22 protein-coding genes are annotated in these 21,457 nt (G+C 74.3%); 14 read left to right on the forward strand and 8 right to left on the reverse strand.

The window, feature by feature from the left end; all coding sequences use genetic code 11:
• Positions 1 to 226: 226 nt before the first annotated feature.
• On the reverse strand, positions 227 to 922 hold the full coding sequence (locus ACFYXE_RS30290; protein WP_389318018.1) for an NTP transferase domain-containing protein: 696 nt from the start codon (positions 920 to 922) through the stop codon (positions 227 to 229).
• A 157-nt stretch (positions 923 to 1,079) separates the two neighbouring features.
• Between ACFYXE_RS30290 and ACFYXE_RS30295 the strand changes: the two genes are divergently transcribed.
• Positions 1,080 to 1,391 carry a DUF5955 family protein gene (locus ACFYXE_RS30295; RefSeq protein WP_389318020.1) on the forward strand — a complete coding sequence of 104 codons (312 nt, stop codon included), beginning with the start codon at positions 1,080 to 1,082 and terminating at the stop codon, positions 1,389 to 1,391.
• Between the two features lie 97 nt (positions 1,392 to 1,488).
• Here the strand turns inward: ACFYXE_RS30295 and ACFYXE_RS30300 are convergent, their stop codons facing one another.
• A complete protein-coding gene (locus tag ACFYXE_RS30300) occupies positions 1,489 to 2,145 on the reverse strand; it encodes a response regulator (protein ID WP_389318022.1) in 657 nt (218 codons plus the stop codon).
• Positions 2,142 to 3,413, reverse strand: coding sequence for a sensor histidine kinase (locus ACFYXE_RS30305; RefSeq protein ID WP_389318024.1), 1,272 nt, complete (start codon positions 3,411 to 3,413; stop codon positions 2,142 to 2,144). Before ACFYXE_RS30305 ends, ACFYXE_RS30300 begins: the two co-directional genes overlap by 4 nt.
• 200 nt (positions 3,414 to 3,613) lie before the next feature.
• Here ACFYXE_RS30305 and ACFYXE_RS30310 point away from each other — a divergent pair, with 200 nt between their 5' ends.
• Together ACFYXE_RS30310 and ACFYXE_RS30315 are read left to right on the forward strand one after the other, a co-directional pair.
• Positions 3,614 to 4,699 carry an ABC transporter permease gene (locus ACFYXE_RS30310; RefSeq protein ID WP_389318026.1) on the forward strand — a complete coding sequence of 362 codons (1,086 nt, stop codon included), beginning with the start codon at positions 3,614 to 3,616 and terminating at the stop codon, positions 4,697 to 4,699.
• Positions 4,696 to 5,409 (forward strand): ABC transporter ATP-binding protein, encoded by a 714-nt coding sequence (locus ACFYXE_RS30315; RefSeq protein ID WP_389318028.1) that lies wholly within the window; start codon positions 4,696 to 4,698, stop codon positions 5,407 to 5,409. The genes ACFYXE_RS30310 and ACFYXE_RS30315 overlap by 4 nt, the downstream gene beginning before the upstream one ends.
• A 214-nt stretch (positions 5,410 to 5,623) precedes the next feature.
• Here the strand turns inward: ACFYXE_RS30315 and ACFYXE_RS30320 are convergent, their stop codons facing one another.
• Positions 5,624 to 6,439, reverse strand: coding sequence for an IclR family transcriptional regulator (locus ACFYXE_RS30320; protein ID WP_361180931.1), 816 nt, complete (start codon positions 6,437 to 6,439; stop codon positions 5,624 to 5,626).
• A gap of 380 nt (positions 6,440 to 6,819) precedes the next feature.
• On the opposite strand from ACFYXE_RS30320, the gene allB reads away from it, so the two are divergent.
• Both allB and alc read left to right on the forward strand, forming a co-directional pair.
• The gene (allB, locus tag ACFYXE_RS30325) at positions 6,820 to 8,160 is read left to right on the forward strand and encodes an allantoinase AllB (RefSeq protein WP_361180932.1); all 1,341 of its coding nucleotides are present in this window, start codon (positions 6,820 to 6,822) and stop codon (positions 8,158 to 8,160) included.
• 4 nt (positions 8,161 to 8,164) lie between these two features.
• Positions 8,165 to 9,280, forward strand: coding sequence for an allantoicase (gene alc / locus ACFYXE_RS30330; protein WP_389318031.1), 1,116 nt, complete (start codon positions 8,165 to 8,167; stop codon positions 9,278 to 9,280).
• A gap of 72 nt (positions 9,281 to 9,352) precedes the next feature.
• On the opposite strand, the gene ACFYXE_RS30335 is transcribed toward alc, so the two are convergent.
• A complete protein-coding gene (locus ACFYXE_RS30335) occupies positions 9,353 to 10,156 on the reverse strand; it encodes an SDR family NAD(P)-dependent oxidoreductase (protein ID WP_389318033.1) in 804 nt (267 codons plus the stop codon).
• A gap of 229 nt (positions 10,157 to 10,385) precedes the next feature.
• Here ACFYXE_RS30335 and ACFYXE_RS30340 point away from each other — a divergent pair, with 229 nt between their 5' ends.
• Positions 10,386 to 10,994, forward strand: a complete 609-nt coding sequence (locus ACFYXE_RS30340; protein ID WP_389318035.1) for a dihydrofolate reductase family protein — start codon at positions 10,386 to 10,388, stop codon at positions 10,992 to 10,994.
• Here ACFYXE_RS30340 and ACFYXE_RS30345 read toward each other — a convergent pair.
• The gene (locus ACFYXE_RS30345; RefSeq protein ID WP_389318037.1) at positions 10,991 to 12,379 is read right to left on the reverse strand and encodes an AMP-binding protein; all 1,389 of its coding nucleotides are present in this window, start codon (positions 12,377 to 12,379) and stop codon (positions 10,991 to 10,993) included. The genes ACFYXE_RS30340 and ACFYXE_RS30345 overlap by 4 nt on opposite strands.
• 296 nt (positions 12,380 to 12,675) lie before the next feature.
• Here ACFYXE_RS30345 and ACFYXE_RS30350 point away from each other — a divergent pair, with 296 nt between their 5' ends.
• Both ACFYXE_RS30350 and ACFYXE_RS30355 read left to right on the forward strand, forming a co-directional pair.
• The gene (locus tag ACFYXE_RS30350) at positions 12,676 to 13,584 is read left to right on the forward strand and encodes a DMT family transporter (RefSeq protein ID WP_389318039.1); all 909 of its coding nucleotides are present in this window, start codon (positions 12,676 to 12,678) and stop codon (positions 13,582 to 13,584) included.
• A gap of 114 nt (positions 13,585 to 13,698) precedes the next feature.
• Positions 13,699 to 14,109 (forward strand): ribonuclease domain-containing protein, encoded by a 411-nt coding sequence (locus ACFYXE_RS30355; RefSeq protein WP_389318041.1) that lies wholly within the window; start codon positions 13,699 to 13,701, stop codon positions 14,107 to 14,109.
• Between the two features lie 44 nt (positions 14,110 to 14,153).
• Here ACFYXE_RS30355 and ACFYXE_RS30360 read toward each other — a convergent pair whose 3' ends face one another.
• The gene (locus ACFYXE_RS30360) at positions 14,154 to 14,360 is read right to left on the reverse strand and encodes a hypothetical protein (protein ID WP_389318043.1); all 207 of its coding nucleotides are present in this window, start codon (positions 14,358 to 14,360) and stop codon (positions 14,154 to 14,156) included.
• Positions 14,361 to 14,518: 158 nt separating this feature from the next.
• Here ACFYXE_RS30360 and ACFYXE_RS30365 point away from each other — a divergent pair, with 158 nt between their 5' ends.
• From ACFYXE_RS30365 to ACFYXE_RS30380, 4 genes are all read left to right on the forward strand, one after another.
• A complete protein-coding gene (locus tag ACFYXE_RS30365) occupies positions 14,519 to 15,853 on the forward strand; it encodes a sensor histidine kinase (RefSeq protein ID WP_389318045.1) in 1,335 nt (444 codons plus the stop codon).
• A complete protein-coding gene (locus ACFYXE_RS30370; RefSeq protein WP_389318047.1) occupies positions 15,850 to 16,521 on the forward strand; it encodes a response regulator in 672 nt (223 codons plus the stop codon). The genes ACFYXE_RS30365 and ACFYXE_RS30370 overlap by 4 nt, the downstream gene beginning before the upstream one ends.
• Positions 16,522 to 16,614: 93 nt before the next feature.
• Positions 16,615 to 17,817, forward strand: a complete 1,203-nt coding sequence (locus ACFYXE_RS30375) for a cytochrome P450 (RefSeq protein WP_389318049.1) — start codon at positions 16,615 to 16,617, stop codon at positions 17,815 to 17,817.
• Between the two features lie 165 nt (positions 17,818 to 17,982).
• Positions 17,983 to 18,375, forward strand: coding sequence for a PaaI family thioesterase (locus ACFYXE_RS30380; protein ID WP_389318188.1), 393 nt, complete (start codon positions 17,983 to 17,985; stop codon positions 18,373 to 18,375).
• A 9-nt stretch (positions 18,376 to 18,384) separates the two neighbouring features.
• On the opposite strand, the gene ACFYXE_RS30385 is transcribed toward ACFYXE_RS30380, so the two are convergent.
• Entirely contained in the window at positions 18,385 to 19,386 is a 1,002-nt protein-coding gene (locus ACFYXE_RS30385; RefSeq protein WP_389318051.1) for a Gfo/Idh/MocA family oxidoreductase, read from the reverse strand.
• Between the two features lie 154 nt (positions 19,387 to 19,540).
• On the opposite strand from ACFYXE_RS30385, the gene ACFYXE_RS30390 reads away from it, so the two are divergent.
• Together ACFYXE_RS30390 and ACFYXE_RS30395 are read left to right on the forward strand one after the other, a co-directional pair.
• The gene (locus ACFYXE_RS30390) at positions 19,541 to 20,278 is read left to right on the forward strand and encodes a GntR family transcriptional regulator (protein ID WP_361168040.1); all 738 of its coding nucleotides are present in this window, start codon (positions 19,541 to 19,543) and stop codon (positions 20,276 to 20,278) included.
• Positions 20,279 to 20,382: 104 nt separating this feature from the next.
• The gene (locus tag ACFYXE_RS30395; protein ID WP_389318053.1) at positions 20,383 to 21,381 is read left to right on the forward strand and encodes a sugar ABC transporter substrate-binding protein; all 999 of its coding nucleotides are present in this window, start codon (positions 20,383 to 20,385) and stop codon (positions 21,379 to 21,381) included.
• Positions 21,382 to 21,457: the final 76 nt, after the last annotated feature.

The following is a 21,457-nucleotide window of genomic DNA, read 5'->3' on the forward strand; positions in this document are numbered from 1 at the left end:
GAGCTGTCACTTCCTTCAGAGAGCTGCACGGACGGTGCCGGCCGAGCCGCCGGGCAGACGCGGTGGCACTGGGTGCCACAGGAGCCGAGGTACGGCTGTAGGGCCCCGTCCGAGGTAACGGGCCTTCTGGTCAGTGGATACTAGTTTCCTCATGGTGGAAGTTCAATGGTTTGTTGACGTCGAGATTCTTCTCGTCGACAGAACGTGTCGCTGAGTGCCATGCCGGTCACTCCATGTGGGCCGCGGAGTCCGGCGTCCCGGACGCCGGGATTCCGGGCCCCTGACCGGGCTCGGGCGGGGGCGCCAGGTGCCGCAGGTCCGCCGCCGTGTCGATGTCGTACGCCTCGGCCACGTCCCCGCACTCCACGAGCGTGATCTCGCCCACGTGCTCCCGCAAGTAGTCGCGTGCCCCCCGGTCGCCGACCGCATGCTCCTCGATCCCCGCCCAGTGCGCGCTGCCGAACAGGACCGGGTGCCCCCGGAGGCCGTCGTACGCGGCAGCGGCGAGCGTCCCCGGCGAGCGGTAGGCGGCCCGCACCCGCGCCGTGGCCGTCGCGCCGATGCCCGGCTGGTCGACGAGCGAGACGAGCGCGGCCGCCGCCCCCGTCGTACGCAGCGAGGCGAGGCCGACCCGCAGCGACGAGCCCATGCCCGCCGCCCAGTCCGGGTTGTCGACCAGGACGCAGCCCGGCAGCGACGCCCGCCGGCGCACGGTGCCGGCGGACGCGCCGAGCACCACGTGGACCCGCTCGCACCCGGCCGCGCGCAGCACGTCCACCGCGTGCTCCACCAGCGGCCGGCCCCGGTGCTCCAGGAGCGCCTTGGGCCGCCCGCCGAGCCGTCGCCCGCCCCCCGCGGCGAGCAGCAGCCCGACGACCTCTCCCGCCCCGTCGGTCCGCTCGTTCCTCGCATCTGTCGTCATGCCTCCTGGATACACGCCGCGAGGCGCCGGTGAAGTGGCGCATCCCGTATCGGGGACGGTTTACTGACCCGCGGTCCCCACGTGCCCGACCAGCACCACGGGGCCGCAGGACATGCACGAGGACATCGCACGAGGGCGTGCGAGGGGGAGAGCAGTGGTGCGGAGCGTGGAGCGGGAACGGGTGGCCGGGAGCGAAGAGGACCCACGGGTGGCGGAGCTGCGGGCCGCCGTGTCCCGGCTGCGCCGCGAGCTCGCCGCCCACCCGGCCGAGTTCGCCGACCGCGGCATCGCCGAGGACGAGCTCGCGGCCCTCGCGGAGATGGCGTACGGCGGCGCCCCCGAGATCCCCAGGATGCGCCGGTCCCTGCTCCTCGTGGCCGGTGCGATCGGCTCCGTCAGCGCGCTGGCGGCCGGGCTCGCCGGGGTGCGCGTGGCGGTGGAGATGTTCGGCGACCCCGGCGGTCGCTGAGCCCGGCGAATCGGTTCTGCAGAACGAGGGCGCGGCGCCGCGCGGGCCGCTCCTGCCGGGGTGGCCCGTCGCTCCGGGGAGACCCGGGGCGGGTGCGTCAGCCCTGGTTGCGGATCAGCCCCCGGGCCGTCGCCGCGGCGACCGCCGCGGTGCGCGAGTCCACGCCCAGCTTGGCGTAGATGTGCACCAGGTGGGACTTCACCGTGGCCTGGCTCAGGAAGAGCTCCTTGCTGATCCGCTGGTTCGACAGACCGTCCCGCACCAGCCGCAGCACCTCCAGCTCGCGGCGGCTCAGCGCCTGTGCGGGCGCCCGCATCCGGTCCATCAGCCGGTGCGCGATCGCCGGCGCCAGCGCCGAACGTCCGGACGCCGCCGTACGCACCGCCGCGGCCAGTTCCTCCGGCGGCGCGTCCTTGAGCAGGTAGCCGGCCGCGCCCGCCTCCACCGCCGCGAGGATGTCCGCGTCCGTGTCGTACGTGGTGAGGACCAGGACCCGGGGCGCCCCCGGCCGTGCGGTGATCCGCGCGGTCGCGGCGGCGCCGTGCAGGCCCGCGCCGAACTGCAGGTCCATGAGGACCACGTCGACGCCGTCCGCCGCGGCCCGCTCCACCGCCGCCTCCGCCGTCGCGGCCTCCGCGACGATCTCGAAGTCCGGCTCGGCGGCCAGCACCGCGCGCAGTCCGGCGCGCACCACAGGGTGGTCGTCGGCGAGCAGCAGCCGGACCGTGGGCCCGCCGCCGTGGGTCTCCGTCATGCCGCCTCCCCGGCCCGCGCGGGCAGCGGCAGCGAGATCGCCACCGCCGTGCCCTGCCCGGGACCCGACTCGACGGTGAACGTGCCGCCCAGCGACCGCGCCCGTGACCGCATCGCCACGAGCCCGAAGCCGCCGTCCCCGCCGTCCCCGCCGTCCCCGCCGTCCCCGCCGTTCCCGTCCCCGTGCCGAGCGCCCGCCGGGTCGAAACCGCGGCCGTCGTCCACCACGTCGAGCGTGACGGAGGTGTCCATGAAGGTCAGCGTGATCTCGGCGCGGCCGGCCCCGGCGTGCCGCACGGTGTTCGCGAGGGCGGACTGCGCGACGCGCAGCAGCGCCACCTCGTACGGCGTGGGCAGTTCCGTCGGCGTACCGCTGAGCGAGAAGCGGACGCGCGGCTCCCGGCTCGTCGTGCTCAGCCGCTCCAGGGCCCCGGCGAGCGAGCCGTGCGCCAGGCCGGGCGGGGCGAGCGCGCGCACGAACCGGCGGGCCTCGGCGAGATTGTCCTGCGCTGCCGCGCGCGCCTGCTCGACGTGCGGCGCGGCGGGGGAGTCCGGGCCGAGGGTCCGCTGGGCCGCCCGCAGCAGCAGCTGGATCGAGGACAGGCCCTGCGCCAGCGTGTCGTGGATCTCCCGGGCCAGCCGCTCCCGCTCGGCCAGCGTGCCCGCGGTGCGCTCGGCGGCGGCGAGTTCGGCGCGGGTGGCCATCAGTTCGTCGATGAGCTCGCGGCGGTGCTCGCTCTCGCGGTACAGCGCCTCGTACCCGTACACGGTGGCGACGGCCACGGCGGCGCCGAGCAGCGGTCCGATGAAGCTGCCCGGCGTGATCCGCGCGCTGTGCACCAGGAAGCTCGCGATGGCGGCGGCCGCGGTGGCGAGGACGGCGGGCAGCGCCCAGCGGGGCGGCAGCAGGTGCAACTGCAGGAAGTACAGCGGGAAGGCCGCCCACAGCCCGTCGGGGGAGAGCACGAGCAGCACCAGCCAGCTCGCGGCGAGCGCCGCCAGCCACCAGGCCGCCGCGCGCGGCGAGCGGGCGACGGCGGGGCCCGCCGCCCCCGCGGCGTAGACCGCGCCCGTCACCAGGGCCGCGGCGAGGACGGCGACGGGGTGCGCCGCCGGGTCGCCCGCGCCCGTCAGGGCCTTCACCGCGGGCAGGGCGAGCAGCCCCGCGAGGAGGGCGTGCAGGCACCCGCGCAGGGCGGGCGCCACGGGCGTTCGGGGGCCCGTCGCGGCGCGGGTGCCGGTGCCGGGGAGGGGGAGGAGAGGGGGCATGGCGGGTGGCGGGTCCGGTGGGGTGGGAGGCGGGCGGCCGGCCGGTGGGCGGTGGCGGCGCGCTGGTCGCCCTCCACGGTACGGGCGCGGCGGGCGTCGCTCGTCAATCGAAAGGTTGACCGGCGGCCCCGCACTTCGATGCGGGGGAAGCGTGCCGCGGCGCGATGCCCGGGGGCGGGGTCCGGCCGGAGGGTGGGGGCATGTTCGTCGCATGGAGAGACCTGCGGTTCGCCAAGGGGCGGTTCGCCCTGATGGGGACCGTCGTCGTGCTGATCACCCTGCTCGTCGGCCTGCTGTCCGGGCTGACCGCCGGGCTCGCCAGGGAGAACACCTCGGCGATCACCGGCCTGCCCGCCGACCACCTCGCGTTCGCCGCGCCGTCCGACGGCCGGTCCGTCTCCTTCACGGACTCGCAGGTGGACCGGCGTGCCTGGGAGCGGTGGGCCGGGCGTCCGGGGGTGGTCTCCGCGCAGCCCGTGGGCATCAGCACGCTGGACGCCACCGCGGGCGGGCGCTCCGGCGCGGTCTCCGCCTTCGGCGTCGCGCCGGACTCCGGGATCGCCCCGGACGGCATCGCGCCCGGCAGGGCGGTGCTGTCGGTCAAGGCCGCCGCCGACCTCGACGTGCGGGTCGGCGACACGGTGAGAATCGGGCCCCGCGGGGTCGAGGAGCGGGTGGCGCGGATCGCCTCGGACGCCTCGTACAGCCACACGCCCGTGGTGTGGCTCGCGCTGGACGACTGGCAGGCGCTCGGGCACCGCGGCACGTCGGTGGACGATCAGGCCACGGTGATCGCGCTGCGCACCGGGGACGGCGTCGATCTGGCGGCGGGGGACGAGGCCGCGGGGACCGAGACGGCCTCGCTCGGCGACGCGCTGTCCGCCATCGGCTCCTATCGGGCGGAGAACGGGTCGCTGCAGCTGATGCGCGGGTTCCTCTTCGTCATCTCCGCGCTGGTCATCGGGGCGTTCTTCACGGTGTGGACGATCCAGCGGGGCGCCGACGTGGCGGTGCTCAAGGCGCTGGGCGCCGCCACGCCGTATCTGCTGCGGGACGCGCTGGGGCAGGCCGTGGCGGTGCTCGTCGCGGGGACGGCGCTGGGCACGGGCATCGCCGTGGCGGTGGGCGGCGCGCTCGGCGGCGGCGACGTCCCGTTCGTCCTGGAACCGTCGACCGTGCTGTGGCCGGCCGGGGTGATGGTCGCCCTGGGCGCGCTCGGCGCCGGTCTGTCCGTGCGGCGGATCACCGCCGTCGATCCGTTGGTGGCCCTGGGGAGTGCCCGATGAACCGTTCGCTGTCGCTGACCGACATCACGCTGACGTACCCCGACGGCGCGGGGCGGCTGACCGCCCTCGACGGGGTGGGGCTCGACGTGCCCGCCGGGACCATGACGGCGGTGGTCGGCCCCTCGGGGTCCGGCAAGTCGAGCCTGCTCGCCGTCGCCGCCACCCTGGTCACGCCCGACCGGGGGCGGGTCGTGCTCGACGGCGTGGACACGGCGGGCCTGAGCCGGGCCGAGAAGGCCGAGCTGCGGCGCCGCCGCCTCGGCATCGTCTTCCAGCAGCCGAACCTGCTGCCCTCGCTGACCGCCCTCGAACAGCTGGAGCTGATGGCGCACGTGGACGGGCGGCGGCGCCGGGGCGGGCAGGCCCGCCAGGTGCGGGAACGGGCGCGGGAGTTGCTGGCCGCGGTGGGGCTCTCGGGCGAAACGGGGCGAAGGCCGCACCAGTTGTCCGGCGGGCAGCGCCAACGGGTCGGCATCGCACGGGCGTTGATGAACGGTCCCGCCGTGCTCCTGGTCGACGAGCCGACCAGCGCGCTGGATCACGAGCGGGGCGCGGCGGTCCTCGATCTGCTGGCCGGTCTCACCCGGGAGCGGGGAACGGCGACGGTCCTGGTCACGCACGACCGGGCGCGGCTCGGCGTCGCGGACCGGGTGGCGGAGATGGCGGACGGCCGCCTGACGGACGGCGCGGCGCCCCTACCGGCGGGATGATCGCGGAGGCGGCGGGCGACCGCGGGCGAGCCTGAGGGGAGCGGCAGGCCTTGGGCCTCAGGGGAGCGGCCTGCCTGAGGGGCGGGACGGCCGGAGGGGGGCGACCGGAGGGGGGAGGGTCGCCGACCGGAGGAGAAGAGTGGCCGGCCCGAGGGGAAAGGCTGCTCCGGCCCGTCCGCGCTGTGGCGGGACGGGCCGTCGGGCGTGGCGTGGGTCAGGCCCCGGGGCCCGCCGAGGCGAGCGCGGCGGAGAGTTCGACCGCCACCTGCTGGAGGACCGGCACGATCTTGTCCGTGGCCGCCTCCGTCACCCGGCCCGCGGGCCCGGAGATGGAGATCGCGGCGGCCGTGGGGGAGTCGGGGACCGGCACGGCCAGGCACCGGACGCCGATCTCCTGTTCGTTGTCGTCCACCGCGTACCCCGTGCGGCGCACGTCCTCGAGCGCGTCGAGGAAGCCCTCCGGGGTGGTGATCGTCTTCTCCGTGGCGGCCGGCATGCCGGTGCGGGCGAGCAGCGCCCGGACCTCGTCCGGCGAGGTGTTGGCCAGGAGCGCCTTGCCCACACCCGTGGAGTGCGGCAGGACGCGGCGGCCGACCTCGGTGAACATGCGCATGGAGTGCTTGGACGGCACCTGCGCGACGTACACGATCTCGTCGCCGTCGAGAAGAGCCATGTTGGCCGTCTCGCCGGTCTCCTCGACGAGCCGGGCCAGATAGGGCCGGGCCCAGGTGCCGAGCAGGCGGGAGGCCGATTCGCCGAGGCGGATCAGGCGGGGGCCGAGGGAGTAGCGGCGGTTGGCCTGCTGGCGCACGTACCCGCAGGCGACCAGCGTGCGCATGAGGCGGTGGATCGTGGGCAGCGGCAGGCCGCTGCTGGCGGAGAGTTCGCTGAGACCGACCTCGCCCCCCGCGTCCGCCATCCGCTCGAGCAGATCGAAGGCGCGCTCGAGGGACTGGACGCCACCGCTGGCGGCGGGGGTCTTGGAGGCGGCGGGTTCAGCAGGGGCGTCGCTGGCGCTTGACGTCGGCACGGCGCGTTCCTTTCGGTGCTGGCGGGCAAGGAAGCAGCCTACCGTTCGGTTCTTCGCGAGGACTCTTGCTCGTCATGCCGTCGTCGCCGGTCAGGGGTCCTTTGTCCGTGTCTTCGCGGGGTTGTCCCGGGAACCCCGACGCCCGCGTTGTGCATAGCTACGTTCTGGTAAGCGGAATCTTAATTCCACGTTGTGGAAACGTCCAGTGCGGAGCGGAATCCGGCCGGTCGGGCGCCGGGGTGCCGAAGCCCACCCTTGACGTCGCGCGGACAAGCGTGAAAACTCCTTCAACAGAACGTTGAATTCCGTTAAGCGGAAGCAAAAGGTCTGTGTAGCGGAACAGAAGAGAGGGGACGCGGGTGTCCGAAAGGGACGTAGACGTGAACGCGACGGTGGAGCTGGTGCTCCGCTCGACCCGGGTCGTCACCCCCGAGGGGATTCGGCCCGCCTCGGTCGCCGTCGCCGCGGGGACGATCGTGTCTGTCGGCGCGTACGACGCCGAAGTGCCGGACGGCGCGCGGCTCGAGGACTTCGGCGACGACGCGCTGCTGCCCGGCCTGGTCGACACGCACGTCCACGTGAACGACCCCGGCCGCACCGAGTGGGAGGGCTTCTGGACCGCCACCCGCGCCGCGGCCGCCGGTGGCATCACCACCCTGGTCGACATGCCGCTCAACTCCCTGCCGCCCACCACGACGGTGGACAACCTGCGCACCAAGCAGGAGGTCGCCCGCAGCAAGGCGCACATCGACGTCGGTTTCTGGGGCGGCGCGCTGCCGGACAACGTCCAGGACCTCAAGCCGCTGCACGACGCCGGCGTCTACGGCTTCAAGTGCTTCCTCTCGCCCTCGGGCGTCGACGAGTTCCCCGAGCTGAACCAGGACCAGCTGGCCGCCTCCATGGCCGAGATCGCCGGGTTCGGCGGGCTGCTCATCGTGCACGCCGAGGACCCGCACGAGCTCGACGCGGCCCCGCACAAGGCCGGGCCCAAGTACGCGGACTACCTCCAGACGCGGCCCCGCATCTCCGAGGACACCGCGATCGAGGGGCTCATCGCCGTCGCCAAGCGGATCGGCGCCCGCGTGCACGTCCTGCACCTGTCGTCCTCCGACGCGCTCCCGCTCGTCGCCGCCGCCAAGCGCGAGGGCGTCGAGCTGACCGTCGAGACCTGCCCGCACTACCTCACCCTGACCGCCGAGGAAGTCCCGGACGGCGCCAGCGAGTTCAAGTGCTGCCCGCCCATCCGTGAGGCCGCCAACCAGGACCTGCTCTGGGACGCCCTCGCCGACGGCACCATCGACTGCATCGTGACGGACCACTCCCCGTCCACCGCGGACCTCAAGACCGACGACTTCGCGACCGCGTGGGGCGGCATCTCCGGGCTCCAGCTCAGCCTCCCCGCCATCTGGACCGAGGCCCGCAAGCGCGGCCACGGCCTCGACGACGTGGTGCGCTGGATGTCGACGCGCACCTCCGAACTGGTCGGCCTCGGCCACAAGGGCGCCATCGAGGCCGGCCGCGACGCCGACTTCGCGGTCCTCGCGCCCGACGAGACCTTCACCGTGGACCCCGCGGAGCTGCAGCACCGGAACCGGGTCACGGCGTACGCGGGCAAGACCCTCAGCGGCGTCGTGAAGTCCACCTGGCTGCGCGGCGAACGCATCCTGCACGGCGGCGAGTTCAGCGAACCCGCAGGCCGACTTCTGGAAAGGAACAACTGAGACAGTGACGGCGATACCTTCCTTCACCGGCGACGCGAGCCCCTACGGCGGCGGCGAGCCCTTTGCCGACTACCGCACGGCCGACTTCCCCTTCACCCAGTACGCCAACCTCGCCGACCGGCAGCTCGGCGCCGGTGTCATCGCCGCCAACGACGAGTTCTTCGCCATGCGCGAGAACCTGCTCCTGCCGCACGACGCCGTCTTCGACCCGGAGCACTTCGGGCACAAGGGCAAGGTCATGGACGGCTGGGAGACCCGCCGCAGGCGCGGCGTCTCCGGCGAGCACCCCTGGCCGACCGCGGAGGACCACGACTGGGCGCTGGTGCGCCTGGGCGCCCCGGGCGTCGTCCGCGGCATCGTCATCGACACCGCCCACTTCCGCGGCAACTACCCGCAGGCCGTCTCGGTCGAGGGCACCAGCGTCGCCGGCTCGCCCACCCCCGAGGAGCTCCTCGCGGACGACGTGAAGTGGACGACCCTCGTCCCGCGCACGCCGGTCGGCGGCCACGCGGCCAACGGCTTCGCGGTGGACGTCGAGCAGCGCTTCACGCACCTGCGCGTCAACCAGCACCCGGACGGCGGCATCGCCCGCCTGCGGGTGTACGGCGAGGTCGTCGCCGACCCCAAGTGGCTCGAGGCGCTCGGCGCGTTCGACGTCGTCGCCCTGGAGAACGGCGGCCAGGTCGAGGACGCCTCCGACCGCTTCTACTCCCCGGCGACCAACACCATCCAGCCGGGCCGCTCCCGCAAGATGGACGACGGCTGGGAGACCCGCCGCCGCCGCGACACCGGCAACGACTGGATCCGCTACCGCCTCGTCCAGCAGGCCGAGGTCCGCGTCGTCGAGATCGACACCGCCTACCTCAAGGGCAACTCGGCGGGCTGGGCGTCCCTTTCGGTACGCGACGGGGAGAGCGGCGAGTGGGTCGAGGCCCTGCCGCGCACCCGCCTGCAGCCCGACACCAACCACCGCTTCGTCCTCGACGCGCCGGTCGTCGGCACGCACGTGCGCATCGACATCTTCCCGGACGGCGGCATCTCGCGGCTGCGTCTGTACGGCTCGCTGACCGAGGCGGGCGCGGCCAAGCTGGCCGCCCGCCACCAGGAGCTGGGCGGCTGATCCGCCCCCGCTGAACGTGGGGCGCACCGGGTGGACAGCCCCGGTGCGCCCCGCACCCACGTCCGGGCGGCGCTACGCCGAGTGGCCGCCGTCCACGGTCAGTTCGGTGCCCGTGACGTACGCCGCGTCCGCGCCGGCGAGATAGCCGACCAGGGACGCCACCTCGTCGGCCGAGCCGAACCGGCCGAGCGCGGTGCCGGCGCGCTGCCCCTCGGCGAACGGCCCGTCGGCCGGGTTCATGTCCGTGTCGACGGGGCCGGGCTGCACCAGGTTCACGGTGATGCGGCGCCTGCCGAGCTCGTGCGCGAGCGCCTTCGTCATGCCCGTCAGCGCCGACTTGCTCAGCGCGTACAGCGTGCCGCCCGGACCGCCCGCGTACCGGGTCAGCGCCGTGCCGACGGAGATGATCCGGCCGCCGTCGCGCAGCAGCCCCGCGGCCGCCTGCGAGGCGAGGAACACCGAGCGGACGTTGACGGCGAGCACCCGGTCGACGTCGCCGAGCGAGAGCTCGCCGATCGGGCCGAGCACGCCGATGCCCGCGTTGTTCACCAGGATGTCCAGGCCGCCCAGGTCGTCGGCCGCGCGTTCCACGGCGCCCGCGGCGTCCCCGGCGTCGGCCGCGTCCGCCCGGACGGCGACGGCACGCCGGCCCATCGACTCGATCTTCGTGACGACTTCGTGTGCCGCGTCCTCGCGCCGCACGTAGGTGAGCGCCACATCGGCGCCCTCGGCGGCCAGCCGCAGCGCGATCGCCGCGCCCATGCCGCGGCTGCCGCCGGTGACCAGAGCCGTCTTGCCGGTGAGACCAGTGAGACCAGTAAATCCGGTGGGACCGGTGGGGCCGGTGGGGCCTGTGGGACCGGTGAATGAAGACATGTCCGAACCTCTTCCGCGTGACTTCCGGGAAATCTGTGGGTGTCCGCCGCTGTGGGCGAGAAGTGCTTGCGGGTTCAATCAAAGTCGTCCGGGCGGGTGGGGGCTGGCGGTCATCGGACACGTAGCTGCGGCGGCACCGGGCGGCCGGGCGGCACCGGCGATGACTTCCCGCCCCGATCGGGGTCTGAGTGGGTGAGAGACGGACGACGACCGAGAGAAGGCGCTCGCCATGAAGCTCACGTTCACCCAGTTCCTCACCCTGGACGGCGTCTTCCAGGCCCCGGGCGGCCCCGAGGAGGACACCGGCGGCGGATTCACGCACGGCGGCTGGTCGGTGCCCTACGACGACGAGGACTTCGGCGCCTTCGTCACCGAGGTCTTCGACCGGGCGGACGCCTTCCTGTTCGGCAGGGGGACGTACGACATCTTCGCCGGGTACTGGCCGCACCGGACGGACCCGGCCGACCCGGTCGCCGCCCGGTTCAACGCGCTGCCGAAATACGTCGCGAGCACCACCCTGACCTCGGCCGACTGGCAGGGCACCCACCTGATCGGCCGGGACGACGTGGTCAAGGACGTCGCCGCGCTCAAGGAGCGGCCCGGGCGCGAACTGCAGATCCACGGCAGCGGCGCGCTCGCCCGCACCCTGCTGGCGCACGACCTGATCGACAGCATGCACCTGGCGACGTTCCCGGTGGTCCTCGGCGCCGGCAAGCGGCTGTTCACCGAGGGCGGCCTGCCCACCGCCTTCCGGCTCGCCCGCTCCCGGACGACCTCCACAGGCGTCGTCATCAGTACGTACGAGCGCGCGGGACGCCCGGAGTACGGCACCTTCTAGGCGCCCCGGTCCCGCGTGCTCCGGGCGTCCCGCCGGGCCCCGCCGAGGCGGCCGGTCACCACCAGGTCCCCGGCGGGGGTGCGCCGCACGAGCGTGCCGGTGCGCAGGTGGCCGTCGGCGGTGAAGGAGCGCGCGTCGGCGTCGGGCGCCCGGTAGAAGCCGCGCGGGATGTACGGGCCCCGGGCCAGGAGTTCGCCGCTCTCGCCGTCCGGCACGTCCCGGCCGTCGGCGTCGACGACGCGGATCTCGTCGTCCGGCGAGAGCGGCCTGCCCTGCGTGCCGAGCACCGTCTCGTCGGGGTCGTCGGTCCTGGTCAGGACGAGCGGTCCGGCGGCCGTGCCGACGACCTGCTGGAGACGGCAGCCGAGCTCCCGGCCCGTCCGCTCGGCCTGCGCCCGCTCCGCCCGGTCCAGGGGCGCGCCGCCCAACTGCACGAGCCGCAGGCTGCTCAGGTCGGCACCGCTCGCGCCGAGCGCGTCGAGCCAGCGCCCGGCGGCGTCGGGCGTCACGGACGTGAGGGTGACCCGTTCCCGCTCGACGGCCGCGAGACACGCGGCGGGCCCGGCGTCCTCGACCAGGACGACGGTGCCGCCGGCGCCGAGCGTGCCGACGATGCCGGGGCAGCCCAGGGCGAGCGGGGACCCGGCGGGCAGCGCCGCGAGGTACACGTCGTCCGCGGTCAGCGCGACCAGCTCGGCGGCGGCCCGCGCCTGATAGGCGTAGTCGTCGTGGGTGCGCGGCACCAGCACGGACGCCCCGGCCGCGCCCCCGGACGGCAGCAGGAACGCCACGTGGTCGGCGCGCCCCGCGCGTGCCCGCTCCGGCGGGGCGTCCACGGAACCCAGCGGGAAGTAGTGACAGCCCGCCGCGTCGGAGGCCATCCCGCCGTACGGGGACGAGGTGCCCGGCGGCTCGTAGGTGAACACCCGCCGCAGGAAGGGGCTCCGCGCCGCGATCTCCTCGGCCATCGCCCGGTGGTCGAAGCCGTCGCGCGTCGCCGGTCCGACATAGCCGACGGCCTCGCAGGCCCGCACGGTCGCGGCGACCTCGGCCGTGCGGTGCGCGACCGGGCAGAGCACCGGGACGGCACCGGCCCGCAGCAGCGCGAACACGGTGACGACGAACTCGGGGACGTTCGGCAGCTGGACGACGACCCGCCCGCCGGGGCGCAGCCCGCGCAGCCGGAATCCGGCGGCCGTGCGGTCCACGCGCCGGTTCAGGGCCGCGTAGGTCAGCCGGGTGTCACCGTGCACGAGCGCGGTCCGCGGCCCGTGCTCCAGGGCCCAGTCGCGCAGCAGGTTGTCCAGCGTGACACCCCGCCAGTGCCCGGCCGCCCAGTAGCGGTCGGTGAAGATCTCGGGCCAGGGCGTGCAGCCGTCGGGCATGGAGGTCCGTCGCTTCCTGGAGGGTGCCGGGCCCGGCCAGCCAAGTCCGGCGCCGCCCCCGCCCGCAAGGCGCGGTCCCGACCAAAGGACCTCGCGCCCCCTCGGCGGAACGTCCAAGGTCCGCCGCTGACCAGCGGGAACGGTCGCGGCCCGGTCGTCGTGGGCCCGCGGGCGGACGACGGCGCGCGTCCGGGGCCTTTCCGCCGTGATCTTCGCCGGATACCGTGTGCGCTCCGCGTGCGAGCCGCCGACGTCTCCACACCCGAGCACCGCACCGCCCGTTGGAGACCGCGCCCGTGACGACGCTCGCCACCCCCGCCGCGCTCGCCCCGCGCCGCGCCTGGCTCACCGATCTGCCCGTGCTGCTCGTCGCCGCCGTCTGGGGCGCCAGCTACCTCGCCGCCAAGGGCATCACCACGACCCACACGGTCGTCGCCGTGCTCGTGCTGCGCTTCGCGGTGGTCCTGCCCGCCCTCGTCGTGGCGGGACTGCGACCGCTGCGCGCGCTGACCGGCGCGCAGTGGCGCGGAGCCGGGATCCTGGGACTGATCCTCGGCGGGATCTTCCTCCTGGAGACGTACGGGGTCGTGCACACCTCGGCGACCAACGCGGGCCTCCTCATCAGCCTCACCATGATCTTCACGCCGCTCGCCGAGGCCGCGCTGACCAGGACCCGGCCGCCGCGCGCGTTCCTCGCCGCGGCCGGGCTGTCCGTGCTCGGCGTCGTCCTGCTGACCCAGGGCGGCGGTTTCACCCGGCCGTCGGCGGGCGACCTGCTGATCCTGCTCGCGGCGCTGGCCCGGACCGCGCACGTCCTGGCGATGGCCCGTATGAAGGGCGTGCGGGGCGCCGCCGCGCTGCCGCTGACCACGGTCCAACTGGGCTCCGCGGTCCTGGTGTTCGCCCTGCTCGCCGCGGCGGGCACGGGAGCGGCGCCGTGGTCGGCCGCCGCGGACTTCGGGGCGCGGGAGTGGGCGGGACTGCTCTTCCTCTCGGTCTGCTGCACGCTGTTCGCGTTCTTCGTGCAGATGTGGGCGGTCCGCAGGTCCTCGCCCTCCCGGGTCAGCCTGCTGCTCGGCACGGAACCGCTCTGGGCGGCGGCGGTCGGCATCGCGATCGGCGGCGAACGGCTGGGCGCGCTCGGCCTGGCGGGCGGCCTGCTGGTGCTGGCGGGGACCAGCTGGGGGCGTCGGGCCGTGCGCTGAGGTTCGCGTCGAGGGGGTCGTTCGGGGGAGGTGCGGTGCCGGATGGTTAACTCCCGGAAAATTTCACGAACTTGACGTTGACACGCCAACCTCTACGCGCGTCACACTGGGCCCATGCGAATCCCCCCACCACGAATCGTCAGCATCACCGCCCTCGCCGCCGCCCTCCTCGTCGGCGGCCCCGTCGCGGCCACCGCGAGCGCAGCCCCGGCCGCCCCCGTCAGCCACTCCGTGGCCGCGGTCGGCGACATCTGCCTCTCCAAGCTGCCCGCCCAGGCGCACGACACCCTCGACCTGATCGACAAGGGCGGGCCCTACCCCTTCCCGCAGGACGGCACCGTCTTCCAGAACCGCGAGGGTGAGCTGCCGCAGCAGGGCTCCGGCTACTACCACGAGTACACGGTCGTCACGCCGGGCTCCGACGACCGCGGCGCCCGCCGCATCGTCACCGGCGAGAAGAACGACGAGGACTACTACACCGCCGACCACTACGCCTCGTTCGACCTCGTCGACCACGGCTGCTGACCTCCCCACAGGTCGGCAGGCGGTACGGCTCCCCGCCGTACGCCTCAGTCCCGCGGCCCGCTCCCGGCGGCGGCGAACACGGCGACGGCCAGGACCAGCAGCGTGACGCTCGCGTACATCTCGTACCCGTCGAGAAACGCGGCGCGCTGCACCAGGCCCCAGCCGCGCAGCTCGCCGGTGGTCCTGTTGACCAGGCCGATCACGCCCTGGATCAACAGGACCACGCCGAGGAACTCCAGTAGCTGCTTCATGGCAGGATCCTCGCCCCGCACGTTCCGCGCGGGCATCCGCCGCCGGGCGAGGATCTCCGGAGCGCGCCGGTCCGAAAGTCGTCCACCTGCGCGACTTTGGTCGACGATCACATGCGCGACGCGCCTGTCGGCACCCCGGGTGCGTAGATTTGTCGACCATGAGCGGCACTGAACCCCCACGCCGGCCCCGGCCCGACGAGAGCACCGGGTCCGGGCCCCGCGCCGAGCCCGTGCCGCCCGCCGGTCCCGCGACGGCGCACGCCGATCCGGGCGGCGGCCCCCTGGCCAAAAACCCCTGGACCCTGCCCTCCGCCGTCGCCCGCGAGTTCGACCCCGGCCGCAAGGGGGGCCGGACGCGGCGGACCGCGCGCGACTGGATCACCGACTTCAGCTGCTTCCTCGCCGCCGTCCTCATCGGGATGATCGGCGCCGACGCGGTCAGCGGCAACCCGCACGTCTCCCCGGGCGTCGCCGCGTTCGACCAGGTCCTCGGCGCGGCCGCCTGCGCCGCGGTCTGGCTGCGCAGACGCTGGCCGGTCGGCCTCGCCCTCGCGATGGTGCCGGTCTCGGTGGCCTCCGACACGGCGGGCGGCGCGGCGGCCGTGGCCCTCTTCACCCTCGCGGTGCACCGGCCCTTCCGGTACGTCGCGTGGATCGGCGGCGCCTCGATCGCCGTGGTCCCCCTCACCTACTGGCTGCGCCCCGACCCGGGCATGCCCTACGGGATCGCGATCGCCTTCGGCGTGCTGCTGACCGCGACGGTCATCGGCTGGGGCATGTTCGTGCGCTCCCGCCGCGAACTGCTGCTCAGCCTGCGCGACCGGGCCGTCCGCGCCGAGAACGAGGCCGCCCTGCGCGCCGAACAGGCCCAGCGGCTCGCCCGCGAGAACATCGCCCGCGAGATGCACGACGTCCTCGCGCACCGCCTCACCCTGCTCAGCGTGCACGCCGGGGCCCTGGAGTTCCGCCCGGACGCCCCCCGCGAGGAGATCGTCCGGGCGGCCGGCGTCATCCGGGAGAGCTCCCACGAGGCGCTGCAGGACCTGCGCCAGGTGATCGGCGTGCTGCGCGGCGGCGACGAGGACGCCGCGGGCCGCCCGCAGCCCACGCTCACCGCCCTGGACACCCTCGTCGCCGAGTCCCGCGACGCGGGCATGAAGGTCGACCTCGACAACCGCGTCGCGGACCCCGCGGCCGTCCCCGCCGCCCTCGGCCGCACCGCCTACCGCATCGCCCAGGAAGGCCTGACCAACGCCCGCAAGCACGCCCCCGGCGCCGTGGTGACGGTGGCCGTCACGGGCGCGCCCGGCGAGGGCCTGGCCCTGTCCGTGCGCAACCCGGCGCCGCCCGGCCCCGTGCCCGAGGTGCCGGGCTCCGGCCAGGGCCTGATCGGACTCGCCGAACGGGCCTCGCTCGCCGGCGGCAGGCTCGGCCACGGTCCCGGCCCCGACGGCGGATTCCGCCTGGAGGCCTGGCTACCGTGGGCGCCATGAAACCGATCAGGCTGCTGCTCGTCGACGACGATCCGCTGGTGCGTGCCGGACTCTCCTTCATGCTCGGCGGCGCGGCCGACATCGAGATCGTCGGCGAGGCCGGCGACGGCACCGAGGTCGCCCCGCTGATCGGCGAACTCCGCCCGGACGTCGTCCTGATGGACATCCGCATGCCCCGGATGGACGGCCTCGCCGCCACCGAGGCCCTGCGCAGGCGCCCCGGCGCCCCCGAGGTCATCGTCCTGACCACCTTCCACGCCGACGAGCAGGTGCTGCGGGCGCTGCGCGCGGGCGCGGCGGGCTTCGTCCTCAAGGACACCCCGCCCGCCGAGATCATCGCGGCGGTCCGCGCGGTGGCCGCCGGGGAGCCCGTCCTGTCGCCCACGGTGACCCAGCAGCTGATCACCCGGGTGACCGGCGTCGACCCGCAACTGGACCGCAGGCGCCGGGCGCTGGACCGGCTCGCGGCGCTGGGGGAGCGGGAGCGCGAGGTGGCCGTCGCCGTCGGCCGCGGCGGCTCCAACGCCGACATCGCCGCCGAGCTGTTCCTGAGCGTCGCCACGGTCAAGGCGCACGTCTCCCGGATCCTGACGAAGCTGGACCTCAACAACCGGGTGCAGATCGCCCTGCTCGCGCACGACGCGGGACTGCTGGACCAGGACGGCTGATCCGGTCCGGCCGGGAGCCCGCCGCACCGGATCCGGGGAACTGATCACCGTCACCGGCGCGTTGGTCGGATGACCACCCCGGAGGAGGACCCCATGGCGGAGAGCGTCGACCTGGCGACGTACGGCACACGTTTCAAGGACGACCCCCACTCCGTCTACGCGGACCTGCGCGCCCACGGTCCCGTCCACCGCGTCCGCCTGCCACCGCCGGAGGACATCGGCGACACCTACCTGATCGTGGGGTACGAGGAGGGCAGGGCCGCGCTCACCGACCCCCGGTTCGCCAAGTCGTCGGCGGCCGCGCACTTCACCTTCCACGAGGAGGAGCTGATCGGCACGCATCTGCTGATCGCCGACCCGCCCCGCCACACCCGCCTGCGCAGGCTCGTCACACGGGAGTTCACCGCCCGCCGGGTCGAGGCCCTGCGCCCGCGCGTCCAGCGCATCACCGACGACCTCCTGGACGCGATGCTCCAGGACGGCGGGCCGGACCGGACCCGCCGGGCCGACCTGGTGGAGGCGCTGGCCTTCCCGCTGCCGATCACCGTCATCTGCGAGCTGCTCGGCGTCCCCGACATGGACCGCACGGCCTTCCGCCGCCTGTCGAACGGCGTGGTGGCCTCGCCCACCCAGGAGGCCGAGCGCGCGGCCTTCGAGGAACTGGCCGCCTATCTGGACGCGTTGGTGGAGGACAAGCGCTCGGCGCCGGGCGCCGACCTGCTGAGCGCCCTGATCCGCACCACGGACGACGCGGACGACGACCGGCTCTCGCCCGAGGAGCTGCGGGCCATGGCCTTCGTGCTGCTCATCGCCGGGCACGAGACGACGGTCAACCTCATCACCAACGCGATGCACGCCCTGTTCACCCACCCCGGCCAACTGGCCGCGCTGCGCGCCGACCTGTCCCTGCTGGACGGTGCGATCGAGGAGGCCCTGCGCTTCGAGGGCCCGGTGGAGAGCGCGACGTACCGCTTCGCCACCGAGCCCACCGAGCTGGGCGGCCTCGTCATCCCCGCGGGCGCCGTCGTCCGCATAGGCCTCGCCGCGGCCGACCGCGACCCCGCCCGCTTCCCCGCGCCGGACCGCTTCGACATCCGCCGCGCCCCGCAGGGCCATCTCGCCTTCGGCCACGGCCTGCACTACTGCCTGGGCGCCCCGCTGGCGCGGATCGAGGCGAAGGCGGCGCTCGGCTCGCTCCTGGAGCGCTGCCCCGGCCTCGCTCCGGACGGCCCGCCGGGGGAGTGGCTGCCGGGCACCCTGATCCGGGGGGTGCGGCGGCTTCCCGTCCGGTGGTAGTAGTCGGACATGACCGACCCCTCGGCCGCGCGGCCGCCGCACGACCAACAGCCCGCCGACCAGCCGCCGTACGACCAGCCGCCGTACGACCACCCGCCCGCCGATCAGGTCCCCGCCGACCGGCCTCAGGCCGAACCGCCCGCGGCCGACCCCATCGACCTGGCCATGGCCCGGAAGGTCCTGGACGCCCAGCCGTTCAGCCGGCTCGTCGGCGCCCGGATCACCCGGTTCGGCGAGGGCGCCGCCACGCTGGAGATCGGCATCCGCGAGGAACTGCGCCAGCAGAACGGCTTCGTGCACGGCGGCGTGCTCGCCTACGCGGCGGACAACAGCATCACGTTCGCCGCGGGCACCACCCTGGGGCCTGCGGTGCTGACCTCAGGTTTCTCCATACAGTACGTACGTCCCGCGACCGGCGACCGACTCGTCGCCCGCGCCGTCGTCGTCCACTCGGGACGCCGTCAGGCGGTGGTGCGCTGCGAGCTGTTCGCCGTGCGCGGCGACGGCACGGAGACGCTGTCCGCGATCGCGCAGGGCACGGTGCTCGCCACGGCCTGAGCGGGCGGCTCAGCCCTCGGCGATCTCCGCGAGCCGCACCGGCCGCCGCTCCCGCCGCGACCGTTCGCACGCCTCCGCGATCCGCAGCGCGTGCAGCGCCTCGCGGCCGTCGCAGGGGTTCGCCCTGCGCCCGGCGACGACATCGACGAAGGCGGCGAGCTCCGCCTCGTACGCGGGGGCGAAGCGCTCCAGGAAGCCGGACCAGGGCTTGAGCGGGGCGGCCGGGCCCGCGGGCTCCGTCGAGGTCAGCGGCGTGCGCTCGTCCATGCCGACCGCCACCTGGTCGCGCTCGCCGGCCAGTTCCATCCGCACGTCGTAGCCCGCGCCGTTGCACCGGGTCGCGGTCGCCGTGGCCAGCGTGCCGTCGTCGAGGGTGAGGACCGCGGTCGCCGTGTCCACGTCGCCCGCCTCGCGGAACATCGCGGGGCCCGCGTCGGACCCGGTCGCGTACACCTCGGTGACCTCGCGGCCCGTCACCCACCGCAGGATGTCGAAGTCGTGCACCAGACAGTCGCGGTACAGGCCGCCGGACAGCGGCAGGTACGCGGCGGGCGGCGGATTCGGGTCCGAGGTGATCGCCCGTACGGTGTGCAGCCGTCCGAGCCGGTCCGTGCGCACCGCCTCGCGGGCCGCCGCGTACCCCGCGTCGAAGCGCCGCTGGAAGCCGAGCTGCAGCACCGTGCCCGCGGTCTCCACCTCGGCGAGGGCCGCCAGCGTGCCCGCGAGGTCGAGGGCGATGGGCTTCTCGCAGAACACCGGGAGCCCGGCCCGGGCCGCCCTGCCGATCAGCTCGGCGTGCGCCGAGGTCGCCGCGGTGATCACCACGGCGTCGAGCCCGGCGCCGAAGAGCTCGTCCACGGAGGCCGCCCGCGCCCCGGTCCGGGCCGCGAGGGCGGTCGCCCTCGCGGCGTCCGCGTCGGCGATGACCAGGGACGTCACCTCGGGGAGACGGCCGAGGACCGCCGAGTGAAAGGTGCCGATACGGCCCGTTCCGATCAGTCCGATGCGCATGGATCCACCCTCGCGACGCCGGACCCTCCTGTCAATCCTTTGTCCTGACAACAGAACTTAAGAACTTCCCGTCATCATCTCCTGGGACTACGCTCGCCCCGTGTCCAAACCAGTCGCCAAAGCAGCTCAGGGCTCGTCGGTCAAGGACCCCACCGTGGTCCTCCGGCTCGGCGTCGACCGCAGCAGCCCCGTCCCGCTCTACTTCCAGCTCGCCCAGCAGCTGGAGGCGGCGATCGAGCGCGGCGCCCTGACCCCGGGCAGCCTCCTGGGCAACGAGATCGAGCTCGCCGGACGGCTCGGCCTGTCCCGGCCCACCGTCCGCCAGGCCATCCAGTCCCTCGTCGACAAGGGCCTGCTGGTGCGGCGCCGAGGCGTCGGCACCCAGGTCGTGCACAGCCAGGTCAAGCGCCCGCTGGAGCTCAGCAGCCTCTACGACGACCTGGAGGCCGCCGGCCAGCGCCCCGAGACCCGCGTCCTGCGCAACACCCTGGAGCCCGCGTCCGCAGAGGTCGCGGCCGCCCTCGGGGTCGCCGAGGGCGACGAGGTGCACCTCGTGGAGCGGCTCCGCCTCGCCCACGGCGAGCCCATGGCCCACCTGCGCAACCACCTGCCCACCGGCCTCCTCGACCTGGACAGCGCCCACCTGGAGGCCACCGGGCTGTACCGCCTGATGCGCGCCGCCGGCCACACCCTGCACAGCGCCCGCCAGTCCGTCGGCGCCCGCGCCGCCACCGCCGACGAGGGCGACCTGCTCGCAGAGCCCGCCGGTGCCCCGCTGCTCACCATGCGCCGCACCACGTTCGACGACACGGGCCGGGCGGTCGAGTACGGCTCGCACGTCTACCGCGCCGCGCGCTACTCCTTCGAGTTCCAGCTCCTCGTCCGGCCGTAACAGTCGTCAGAATGTTCTGACAAAGCCATTGACGCTCGCGCTCGCCCACCGCTAGAACTCCCCCAGCCGCACCGAGGCGGCCGGGAGACGAGGGGTGGTCCATCATGCGCGCATCCCGTACGGCGAGAGGTGTCACGGCCTGTCTGGCGGTGGCCGCGCTCGCGGCCGGCTGCAGCGGCTCCGGCGGCAAGGGCGACGAGGACCGCTCCGGCGACGGGTCGGGCGGCAAGGGGGTGCACACGCCCCGCCTCAAGATCGCGATGGTCACGCACTCCGGCGAGGGCGACACCTTCTGGGACATCGTGCGCAGCGGCGCCCGGCAGGCGGCGAGCAAGGACAACGTGCAGTTCCTCTACGCCAACGACAAGGAGGCCAAGGGCCAGGCCGAGCTCGTCCAGTCCTTCGTCGACAAGAAGGTCGACGGGATCGTCGTCACCCTGGCCAAGCCCGAGGCGATGCGGTCCGTCCTGGCCCGGGCGAAGGCCGCGGGGATCCCGGTCGTCACGATCAATTCCGGCGGGGAGTTCTCGGCGGGATTCGGGGCGCTCGGCCACATCGGCCAGGACGAGTCCGTGGCGGGCGAGGCCGTCGGCGAGGAGCTCAACACGCGCGGGAAGAAGAAGGTCCTGTGCGTCATCCACGAACAGGGGAACGTGTCCCTCGAACAGCGCTGCGCCGGCGTCCGGAAGACCTTCGACGGCTCGGTCGAGAACCTCGACGTCGAGGGCACGAACGCGCCCGGCGCCCAGTCCTCCATCAGCGCGAAACTGCAGGCCACCAAGGACATCGACGCCGTCGTCACGCTGGGCGCGCCGATCGCCGCGTACTCCGTGAAGGCCAGGGACGAGACGGGGAGCAAGGCGGAGGTCGACACCTTCGACCTGAACGCCGAGGTGGTGAAGCGGCTCAAGGCCAAGGAGGTCGGCTTCGCCGTCGACCAGCAGCCCTACCTGCAGGGATACCTCGCCGTGGACGAGCTGTGGCTCTACCGGACCAATGCCAACGTGCTGGGCGGCGGCAAGCCGGTCCTCACCGGACCCGCCATCGTCACCGGGAAGGATGTGCCGAAGCTGGAGAAGTACACCGCTCGCGGTACCCGATGAACACACGCGTGATCCGCGTGGTCGATACTTGGGCGGCTGGGGCCGGGGATCCGGACCGGTCGCACAGAGCAGTAGA

This window comes from Streptomyces sp. NPDC002564 (genome assembly GCF_042889645.1).
Taxonomy (GTDB): Bacteria; Actinomycetota; Actinomycetes; order Streptomycetales; family Streptomycetaceae; genus Streptomyces.